Genomic DNA, 10000 nt, shown 5'->3' on the forward strand with positions numbered 1-10000 from the left:
AGCATTTTCGGGCGTTGGTATCACGCATAAATAGCGGCGCGGGGGCCATAGACGGCGCGTTCGTCATCCAGTCCCTTGTTGAGGTCCTGAAGCACCTTGTCGATCTCCTCCATATCCTTGCCGGAGGATTTGAAGGCTTCGACCGTGTCCTTGTCCACCTTCTGAAAGGCCAGTTTGATTTTGGCCGTTTCAAACAGGTCCTTCACCACCTTCACCAGACCGCGCACCTGCTTCATGAAGTCATTGACCTCCATCAGCTCGCCCTCGGCACGCTGGCGTTCGGTCTTCACATAGGCTTCGGCAGCGCCCTTTATATCGGCGGGGGTCGGGATATAGGGCGCGGTCGCTTCACCCGGGGCGTCCGTTTCAGTGGTGGGCGTAGCCTCTGCCGCTGTATCCTCCGTCACGGAGTCCGTGTCGTCGCTGACGGCGGCCTCTTCGGCAGCCTCGGTCGTTTCGGTTTCAGCGGTCGATTCTGTCTCTGCGTCTGAGTCCGGGACGGGCTGGCTGGCCGTGCTCTGGGCCGCGCTGAAGCCGCTGACATCCATGTCGTTACCGCCGGCCTTGGCATAGTCCTTCACCGCGGCCTTCAGCTCTTTCATCAGATTGGCCAGCATCTTGGCCATGATTTTCGGATCGCTCTTGCCCAGTTCCTTGATGATCTTCAGTCGCTCGACCAGTTGCATCACCTTGGCCTTGGCGCGGGCGCGCGCATCGTCACGCGTCTTTTTGGGCATCTCATTCAGGGTGTCGGCAGCGTTCTTCTGTGCCTGCGCCTTCTGGGCCTTGGCCAGTTTCAGCCGGTCGTTCAGGTCGGTCAATGTGGCAGACGCGGTGTTCTGACCGCTGATGCCGGAGGTGCCAATATTCATCTGTTGAGCCTTCTGCTAACGCGGTTAGCTTAACGGAACAGGCTTAACCGAGTGTTGAAGACGCAAAACGCCCCCGGCGGCGGGCCGGGGGCGTCATTCGCTGCGATTGCTCTGGCAATCAGATATGCGGATCGGGCGATTGCGCGGCCTTTTTCTTGGCGGCATTGCGCGACAGCATGTTGAGGCCTTCGACCATCGCTGAGAAGGCCATGGCGGCATAGATATAACCCTTGGGCACATGGACGCCGAAGCCTTCGGCGATCAGCACCGTCCCGATCATCAGCAGGAAGCCGAGCGCCAGCATCACAACGGTCGGGTTCTTTTCGATAAAGTGGGCCAGCGGGTCGGAGGCCAGCAGCATGACCATAACCGCGACCACGACCGCAATCATCATCACCGGCACATGCTCGGTCATGCCGACCGCCGTCAGGATGGAATCGACCGAGAAGACCAGATCAAGCAGGATGATCTGCACGATGGCCGCCCCGGCATTGTTGATGGTGGCGTTTTTGGCGTCCATTACATCGTGGGTGGGGGCGGGATCGACCGTGTGGTGGATTTCCTTGGTCGCCTTCCACACCAGAAACAGGCCCCCGGCGATCAGGATCATGTCCTTCCACGAGAAAGACGTCTCGAAAACCGGCTCACCGTGTTCGCCCACGGGCCCGACCAGCCCCAGATTGAACACCTCCGCCTTCAGGCCGATGATCCAGCCGATGGTCAGAAGCAGGCCCAGACGCATGATGAGCGCCAGCCCGATACCCAGGCGGCGGGTCTTCTGACGGTCCTGCTCCGGCAGTTTGTTGGACAGGATGGAAATAAAGACGAGGTTGTCGATGCCGAGCACGACCTCCATCACGATGAGGGTGACAAGGGCCGCCCAGACGGCGGGGTCAGACAAAAGGGCCATAAGGTCCATGAGAGCTTTCTCGGAAAAGGCTTAAAAACGATTGCTCTTGATAAACGCTGCGACGTAAGGCGGCAATGTTTCGCGTAACTGCGAAATCGATTGCGAACGATAACATCCTTATCTTTTTGCGCTCAGGCGGCTTGTGGCTGAAAAAAGGCGACACGACCTGTGAACGGCGCATGGTCACAGAAAAGTGAAAAATGCTTTTTGGTTGGTTGCGGTGGGTCATACCCCATGCTAAGAGGCGCGCGGCTTGAAAGGCCGGTTGTTTTTGCGCGCCTGTTGTTTTTAGTGCGCCCCGCCGGCTCCCGGAAAAGCCCATTCCACTTATTTCTTTGGCTGGAAGTTATCGTGAGCGATATTTTTAGAGAAACAGAGGTCGGTGAGCGTTACGCCAAGGCCGTATTCGAACTGGCGGATGCCGCCGGTCAACTCGATGCGGTGCAGGCGGACCTCAAGACCCTGAAGGCGCTGCTGATCGAAAGCAAGGATCTGCGCCGTCTCGTTACCTCCCATGCCTTCAAGTCCGAAGACAAGCTGAAGGGCCTGACCGCCGTTCTAAACACGGCCACGCCGAACGCCCTGACGCTGAAGGCGCTGGGTCTGATGGCGCACAATGGCCGTCTGGATCAGGTCTTTGGCCTCATCACCGCCTTCACCCGCCTGTACGATGCCAAGAAGGGTATCGTCTCGGCGGTGGTCACTTCCGCCACGGCCCTGACCGATGAGCAGGTGACCGGTCTTCAGGCCGCGCTGCGTACCGCGCTCGGTCAGGACCCTGTCCTCAGCCAGACGGTCGATCCGTCGCTGCTGGGCGGCCTCAAGGTTCGCGTCGGCTCGCGCCTGTTCGACGCTTCGCTTAAAACCAAACTCGACTCCCTTAAATTTGCCCTCAAGCGGGCGTAAGACGCCAAAAAGAGCATGCCAATGGACATTCGTGCTGCCGAGATTTCGGCCATCCTCAAAGCTCAGATTGCCGGTTTCGGCGAAGAAGCCGACGTTTCGGACGTCGGTTCGGTTCTGTCGGTCGGTGACGGTATCGCCCGCGTGCACGGCCTGGATCAGGTTCAGGCCGGTGAAATGGTCTCCTTCCCCAAGGCGGGCGTGAAGGGCATGGCCCTGAACCTCGAAAAGGACAATGTCGGCGTCGTTATCTTCGGCGAAGACCGCGAAGTGCGCGAAGGCGACGAAGTCCGCCGCCTCGGCGAAATCGTGCAGGTGCCGGTCGGCAAGGGCCTTCTGGGCCGCGTCGTCAACCCGCTGGGTGAGCCGATCGACGGCAAGGGCCCGATCGAAGCGACCGAATTCCGCCGCGTGGACGTCAAGGCCCCCGGCATCATCCCGCGCAAGTCGGTGCACGAGCCCGTGCAGACCGGCATCAAGGCCATCGACACCCTGATCCCCGTCGGCCGTGGCCAGCGCGAGCTGATCATCGGTGACCGTCAGACCGGTAAGACCGCCGTCGCCATCGACGCCATCCTGAACCAGAAGGCCGCCAACGCCGGCACCGACGAGTCGGCCAAGCTGTACTGCATCTACGTCGTTATCGGCCAGAAGCGCTCGACCGTCGCCCAGATCGTCAAGTCGCTGGAAGAAAATGGCGCGCTCGACTACACCATCATCGTCGCCGCTACGGCGTCGGAACCGGCCCCGCTGCAATATCTGGCTCCGTTCGCCGGTTGCGCCATGGGCGAGTTCTTCCGCGACAACGGCATGCACGGCCTGATCATCTATGACGATCTGTCGAAGCAAGCCGTCGCCTATCGTCAGATGTCGCTGCTGCTGCGCCGTCCGCCGGGCCGCGAAGCCTATCCGGGCGACGTCTTCTATCTGCACTCGCGCCTGCTGGAACGCGCCGCGAAGCTGAACGACGAAAACGGCGCCGGTTCGCTGACCGCCCTGCCGATCATCGAAACCCAGGCCAACGACGTGTCGGCCTACATCCCGACCAACGTGATCTCGATCACCGATGGTCAGATCTTCCTTGAAACCGACCTCTTCTATCAGGGCATCCGTCCGGCCGTGAACGTCGGTCTGTCGGTGTCGCGCGTGGGTTCGGCGGCTCAGATCAAGGCGATGAAGCAGGTTGCCGGCTCGATCAAGGGCGACCTGGCCCAGTATCGCGAAATGGCCGCCTTCGCCAAGTTCGGTTCGGACCTCGACGCCGCGACCCAGCGCCTGCTGGCCCGTGGTGCGCGCCTGACCGAGCTTCTGAAGCAGCCGCAATATTCGCCGCTGAAGGTCGAAGAGCAGGTGGCGGTGATCTATGCCGGTACCCGCGGTTACCTCGACAAGGTCGCGGTGGGCGATGTCGGTCGCTTCGAGCGTGAGTTCCTGTCGCTTCTGCGCGGCAAGCACGTCGATCTTCTGACCGCCATCCGCGAGAAGAAGGCCCTGACGCCGGAGCTGGAAGAGCAGCTGAAGGCCATCGTGGCCGACTACGCCGCCAACTTCGCCTGAGAATATGGCCTGAGTTTACCTCAGGCCATGACATAAAAAGTCGGATCAAATCGCAGGCCAGTTACAAGTCTTTGGCCCAAGATTTGATCCGCCGATATGAACCAAAATAAAATCGAAGATTTTGTTTTGAGGGAATCTTTTCATGGCAAGTCTTAAGGACATGCGCAATCAGATCGGAAGCGTGAAAGCCACGCAGAAGATCACCAAGGCCATGCAAATGGTCGCCGCCGCCAAGCTCAAGCGGGCTCAGGATGCGGCGGAAAACGCGCGCCCCTATGCCAAACGCATGGCCTCGGTCATCGCCAACCTCGCCAAGGGCGTGTCGGGTGATGCCGCGCCGCTGCTGCTGGCCGGTACGGGTTCGACGCAAAAGCACCTCGTGGTCGTAGCCACCGCTGACCGCGGTCTGGCCGGGGGCTTCAACTCCGCCATTGCCCGCGCCGCGCGTGACCACATCCGTGCGCTGCTGGCCGAAGGCAAGACGGTGCGTGTGATCACCGTGGGCCGTAAGGGCCGTGATCAGCTGAAGCGTCTGTTCGGCGAGTTGTTCGTCGAAAGCTTCGAGCTGGGCAAGGCTTTGGACCTCACGACGGTTCAGCCCATCGCCGAAGCCATCTTCAAGGAATTCGACGAAGGCCGCGCCGACGTCGTCACCCTTTTCTACAGCCAGTTCAAGTCGGTGATCTCTCAGGTCCCGGCGGCCAAGCAACTGATCCCGGCTCAGATCGAAGCCTCTGCCGAAGATACTTCCGGTGGCGCGGTCTATAGCTACGAGCCGTCGGAAGAAGAGATCCTCGAAACCCTGCTGCCGCGCAACCTGACGGTTCAGATCCTGTCGTCGCTTCTGGAAAACAATGCGGGCTTCTATGCCTCCCAGATGAGCGCCATGGACAATGCGACGCGCAATGCGGGCGAGATGATCAACGCGCTCAATCTTCAATACAATCGTAAACGTCAGGCCCAGATCACGACCGAACTGATCGAGATCATCGCCGGTGCCGAAGCTCTCTAAGGACACTCCCATGACCGCTCATCAGCAAATTACGGCCGGTAAGGGCCGCATCTCTCAGGTCATCGGCGCCGTCGTCGATGTCGAGTTCGACGGCAACCTGCCGGCCATCCTGAACGCGCTTGAAACCACCAACACCGCCTCCGGCGCGCGTCTGGTGCTCGAAGTCGCCCAGCACCTCGGCGAAAACGCCGTGCGCACCATCGCTATGGACGCTACCGAAGGTCTGGTTCGCGGTCAGGAAGTCACCGACCTCGGTGCTCCGATCACCGTGCCGGTTGGCCCGGCGACGCTTGGCCGCATCATGAACGTCATCGGCGAGCCGATCGACGAAGCCGGTCCGATCGAAACCACCTATTTCAACCCGATCCACGCCGACGCCCCGGCCTTCGAAGATCAGGCCACGGCGGCTGAAATCCTCGTCACCGGCATCAAGGTCATCGACCTGATCTGCCCGTACGCCAAGGGCGGCAAGATCGGCCTGTTCGGCGGCGCCGGCGTCGGCAAGACCGTGACCATTCAGGAACTGATCAATAACATCGCCAAGGCCTACGGCGGTTATTCGGTGTTCGCCGGCGTCGGTGAACGTACCCGCGAAGGCAACGACCTCTATCACGAAATGATCGAGTCGAAGGTGAACGAGCACGGCGGTGGCGGCAATTCGCGCTGCACCCTCGTCTATGGTCAGATGAACGAGCCTCCCGGCGCGCGTGCCCGCGTCGCCCTGACCGGTCTGGCTCAGGCCGAGTACTTCCGCGATCAGGAAGGCAAGGACGTGCTGTTCTTCGTGGACAACATCTTCCGCTTCACGCAGGCCGGTTCGGAAGTGTCGGCTCTGCTGGGTCGTATTCCTTCGGCCGTGGGCTATCAGCCGACGCTCGCCACCGAAATGGGCAAGCTGCAAGAGCGCATCACTTCGACCAAGAAGGGCTCGATCACCTCGGTTCAGGCCGTGTACGTGCCCGCCGACGACCTGACCGACCCGGCGCCCGCCACGTCGTTCGCCCACCTCGACGCCACGACCGTTCTGTCGCGTTCGATCGCCGAACAGGGCATCTATCCGGCCGTTGACCCGCTCGACTCGACCTCGCGTATCCTTGATCCGCGCATCGTCGGCGAAGAGCACTATCAGGTCGCCACGCGCGTTCAGGAAATTCTGCAACAGTACAAGGCCCTGAAGGACATCATCGCCATCCTCGGCATGGACGAACTGTCGGAAGAAGACAAGCTGATCGTGGCTCGCGCCCGTAAGATCCAGCGCTTCCTGTCGCAGCCCTTCCACGTGGCTGAAATCTTCACCGGCACGCCGGGCGTGCTCATGAAGATCGAAGACACCATCAAGGGCTTCAAGGGTCTGTGCAACGGTGACTACGACCACCTGCCGGAAGCGGCCTTCTACATGGTCGGCGGCATCGAAGAAGCCATCGCCAAGGCCGAACGTCTGGCGGCAGAAGCTTAATTTAAACACCTGCCTGAGCGCCGCACGGCGCTTTGGCAGGGTAGTGTGAAAGGCAGCGATTATGGCTGACAAACTTCACGTTTCGCTGGTGACCCCGGAAAAGGAACTCTTTGCCGGTGACGTCGATCAGGTTATCGCGCCGGGTTCCGAAGGTGAATTCGGCGTTCTGGCGGGCCACGCGCCGCTGATGACGACCCTGACCGAAGGCACGGTGACCATCCTCAACGGCGACCAGAAGCGCATGTTTCAGGTCATCGGCGGCTTCGCGGATGTCAATGCTGAAGGCATCACCATCCTGGCTGAACGCGCCGAGGAATATGTCGAAACGGTCCACTAAACCGCTTTGATAATCGGATACAAAAAACCCCGTCGGATCGCTCCGGCGGGGTTTTTGCTTAATTATAACCAAGGGTCATTTTAATGACCCTTGGTATCAGGCTCTGGCGCGCTGATCGAGATTGCGCAGGAAGTCTATGGAGCGGCTGACTTCGGACATGCCCTCGTGGTGTTCTTCGACGACGTGGTTGAGCCCGCCCAGGGTGCGTTCGATATGGCCACTCTGGGCGAAGATGTCCTCGATATGGGCGACCGTGTCGCGATAGCGCTGGCTTTCCTCGCCGAACTGCGTGCGCGTCGCTTCGATGATACCGCCCAGTTGCTGAAGCGAGGCTTCGATGCCGCCGATGGCCGATTGCGTATGGGTCAGGGCCGACTTGGTGTCGCTGGCCAGTTTCTTGACCTCGCCCGCCACCACCGAAAAGCCGCGCCCGGCCTCACCGGCGCGCGCCGCCTCGATCGTGGCATTGAGCGCCAGCAGATTGGTTTGCGAGGTGATGGAATCGATGACCGACAGGACCTGACGCAGGTTCGACAGGGCGGTGTTCAGCGTACTGAACTCCTGCGACAATTGTTCAGTGTGGTTGTCCTGACCAGCCACGGCGCGGCGGTCACTGTCCATCGCGTGTTTGATGCCGTCCATCACCTTGCCCACGTCCCCGATCTCGGTCAGGGCGGACTCGATCTTGCCGGTCAGCCCGACGTGCTGGGCGATAGTGTCGATAACCCCGCTGCGCAGCTTGTTGAGGATTTCGGCGCGATTGAGCTTGCAGCGGGCGAAATAGTTGACGAAGCGCGCATAGTGGATTGGGAAGTTGTCTATAAAGTCATCCTGATAGGCCGCCTGCCCCACATCGAAAAAGACGATGGCGCTCAGGGTCTGGTTGATATTGATGCCGAACAGTTCGCCGAAGGTCGAAAACCCGGCCACGGGGGCGGGCCAGATGCCCCCCGTCTGGCTGAGGCGGTTGTCATTGGTCACACGACGCAGGATGCAGTCATTGAGAAGGGCTCCGACGGGCTTGGGCTTGTCGCGCAGGAATTGCGCCACATCCTTGCGCGTCTGCTCCACAAAGTCGGTGGTTTCCAGAAGGATCAGCTCGTCGCCCGACCCGACATCGCAATAGAAGGTCACGCTGCCGCTGTCGAAGTCGATCTGCGCCACCGAGCGCACGAACAGCTCGCCGTCGATTTCGATACCGAAGGCGCGGCCTTCCAGCGTCTTTTGCAATTCTGACGGTTTGATGCGCAGGGATTGGCACAGGGCCTCGACAAAGGGCACCACCTGATTGCGCTGCGAATCATAGATGGCGCTGACTGTGCGCTTGTTGGGGTCGGCATCGACCACTACGAAGGCCGGTCCGATCTTGCGGAAATTCTGGCTTTTCAGCACGCCGTAGCGTTTGCCGGGGGCCATGCGGACCAGGGCGAAGACCGCGTGGTTTTCCAGCACGCGTTGCCCGTCAAACAGGCACGTCTTTTGAAAGTCCATCTTGCCGCCGGCTGACCCGCCGACAAACAGGCAGGGGAAGCGCCCGCTCTTGTAGACGGCCTCCATGAAATAGCTTTCGGACAGCGAGGCGCCGTCCACAAAGGTCAGGGCGAAGGTCTCCTGCGCGCTGATCGGTGCGGTGGGCGGCAAACGGTTCAGGGCCTCGGCGATCCTGTCCACCCGTTCGGCGCGCGATAGGGTGGCGTGCCCCTTACGGATATCATCGCAGTAAAGGGGCACGCTGTGGAGGCTCACTCCGGCAATCAGGTCCGGCGAAAAGGCCTGAATGACCACATTGTCCCAGCTATTGCCTGCTGGACAGTAGGGGGCTTCGCCGTTCTGGGCGCACAGTTCACCGGCGGAGGTGGAAACGATCAGCGGCGCGTCACCAGCAAGGCTTTTGAGGCGGCGGCAGACCTCTTCGAAGGCGACATGCGGCGACACAAAGGCCAGCACCAAAGCGGCGGGTCGTGCCCCGAAGCGGAGTTGTTCGGGCGCGATCTGGCTAAGACGGCTGTCGCTGCGCAGAATGCGGATGGCTTCGGAAGGCAGGCTGGACGGCGGTGGCGGGGCCGCCTCAAGGATCGGCTCAGGCGCGCGCTGCGCCGCAGTGACATTTCTTTTGAAAAACATGAGGCACTTCCCTGATCAGAACGCTTTTGGGCGTATCCTGTGCCTCAGATTATAAACAAAGGTTAACAGCGTTATGCGTAGCGGTACGCCCACACCTGTTTACCGGGCTGGCGCACCGCTGTATATTTATATCATTGATAATAATGAATTATTTTGTGTGCCGCATTTTGCGACAGAGCGTCGCACGGGCTATTCCACGCCCTCAACCACGACCATGTTGAATTCAGCGGCGTTCAGGCGGTGTTCGCGGGCGGCCTGATATTCCGGCGAGTTATAATAGCCCAGCGCGGCCTCATAAGACGGGAACTCAAGGATCACGACGCGCGGGAAACCTTCGCCTTCCAGCACCTGCGAGCGGCCCCCGCGCGCCAGCGGTGTCATGTTGAAGGCTTCGGCAGGCGCTTTGGTCCCAGCGCCGTATTTGGCGTAGGATTCGGGGTCGGTGACCTTGGCCTGAGCGATGATATAGGCTTTGGGCATGGGGGAGGCTCCTCGATTTTGGGTTGGATGCGTCCCGGTTAGCAAGAATTTCCACAAAAGCCTACATTTTAACGGGCTTTGGGACTATATAGCGGCCAAAGGCTCGCGCCCGAAAGTGGATGTCCGGTTTTGGGCCAACCGCGAGCCGTCTGACACATGACGCGCCCCTTTCTCAAGATGAACGGCCTCGGCAACGATTTCGTGGTCGTCGATGCCCGCCAGACCCCTTTCAGCCCCTCCGCCGCTCAGGTGAAGGCGTGGGGGGATCGTGCGTCCGGCATCGGCTTCGATCAACTGATCGCGATTGAGGGCTCGGCATCGGGTGACGCCTTCATGCGGGTCTGGAATT

General features: G+C 60.5%; 9 protein-coding genes and 1 pseudogene. 6 read left to right on the forward strand and 4 right to left on the reverse strand.

What is annotated here, in order from left to right:
- Positions 1–20: 20 nt before the first annotated feature.
- Complete coding sequence (locus tag LDL37_RS09280) at positions 21–872, reverse strand: hypothetical protein (RefSeq protein ID WP_290797141.1); 852 nt, start codon at positions 870–872, stop codon at positions 21–23.
- Between the two features lie 118 nt (positions 873–990).
- Complete coding sequence (locus tag LDL37_RS09285; RefSeq protein ID WP_290797145.1) at positions 991–1791, reverse strand: TerC family protein; 801 nt, start codon at positions 1789–1791, stop codon at positions 991–993.
- A 342-nt stretch (positions 1792–2133) separates the two neighbouring features.
- Here LDL37_RS09285 and LDL37_RS09290 point away from each other — a divergent pair, with 342 nt between their 5' ends.
- The 5 genes from LDL37_RS09290 to LDL37_RS09310 all read left to right on the forward strand — a co-directional run bounded on the left by LDL37_RS09290 (position 2134) and on the right by LDL37_RS09310 (position 7047).
- Complete coding sequence (locus LDL37_RS09290; protein WP_290797148.1) at positions 2134–2688, forward strand: F0F1 ATP synthase subunit delta; 555 nt, start codon at positions 2134–2136, stop codon at positions 2686–2688.
- Between the two features lie 21 nt (positions 2689–2709).
- Entirely contained in the window at positions 2710–4242 is a 1533-nt protein-coding gene (gene atpA / locus LDL37_RS09295) for a F0F1 ATP synthase subunit alpha (RefSeq protein WP_126421875.1), read from the forward strand.
- Between the two features lie 142 nt (positions 4243–4384).
- A complete protein-coding gene (locus LDL37_RS09300) occupies positions 4385–5254 on the forward strand; it encodes a F0F1 ATP synthase subunit gamma (protein ID WP_126421873.1) in 870 nt (289 codons plus the stop codon).
- Positions 5255–5264: 10 nt separating this feature from the next.
- Entirely contained in the window at positions 5265–6710 is a 1446-nt protein-coding gene (gene atpD / locus LDL37_RS09305; RefSeq protein WP_126421871.1) for a F0F1 ATP synthase subunit beta, read from the forward strand.
- Between the two features lie 61 nt (positions 6711–6771).
- Positions 6772–7047 (forward strand): ATP synthase F1 subunit epsilon, encoded by a 276-nt coding sequence (locus LDL37_RS09310; protein WP_013477796.1) that lies wholly within the window; start codon positions 6772–6774, stop codon positions 7045–7047.
- 96 nt (positions 7048–7143) lie between these two features.
- On the opposite strand, the gene LDL37_RS09315 is transcribed toward LDL37_RS09310, so the two are convergent.
- Both LDL37_RS09315 and LDL37_RS09320 read right to left on the reverse strand, forming a co-directional pair.
- Positions 7144–9171: a methyl-accepting chemotaxis protein gene (locus LDL37_RS09315; RefSeq protein WP_290797159.1), complete on the reverse strand. Its 2028-nt coding sequence runs from the start codon at positions 9169–9171 to the stop codon at positions 7144–7146.
- Positions 9172–9360: 189 nt separating this feature from the next.
- Positions 9361–9651, reverse strand: a complete 291-nt coding sequence (locus tag LDL37_RS09320; RefSeq protein WP_290797162.1) for a DUF1330 domain-containing protein — start codon at positions 9649–9651, stop codon at positions 9361–9363.
- A 156-nt stretch (positions 9652–9807) separates the two neighbouring features.
- On the opposite strand from LDL37_RS09320, the pseudogene LDL37_RS09325 reads away from it, so the two are divergent.
- Positions 9808–10000, forward strand: a pseudogene (locus LDL37_RS09325) (diaminopimelate epimerase); the annotation flags it as partial.

The sequence above is a fragment of the Asticcacaulis sp. genome (assembly GCF_020217185.1).
Lineage (GTDB): Bacteria > Pseudomonadota > Alphaproteobacteria > Caulobacterales > Caulobacteraceae > Asticcacaulis.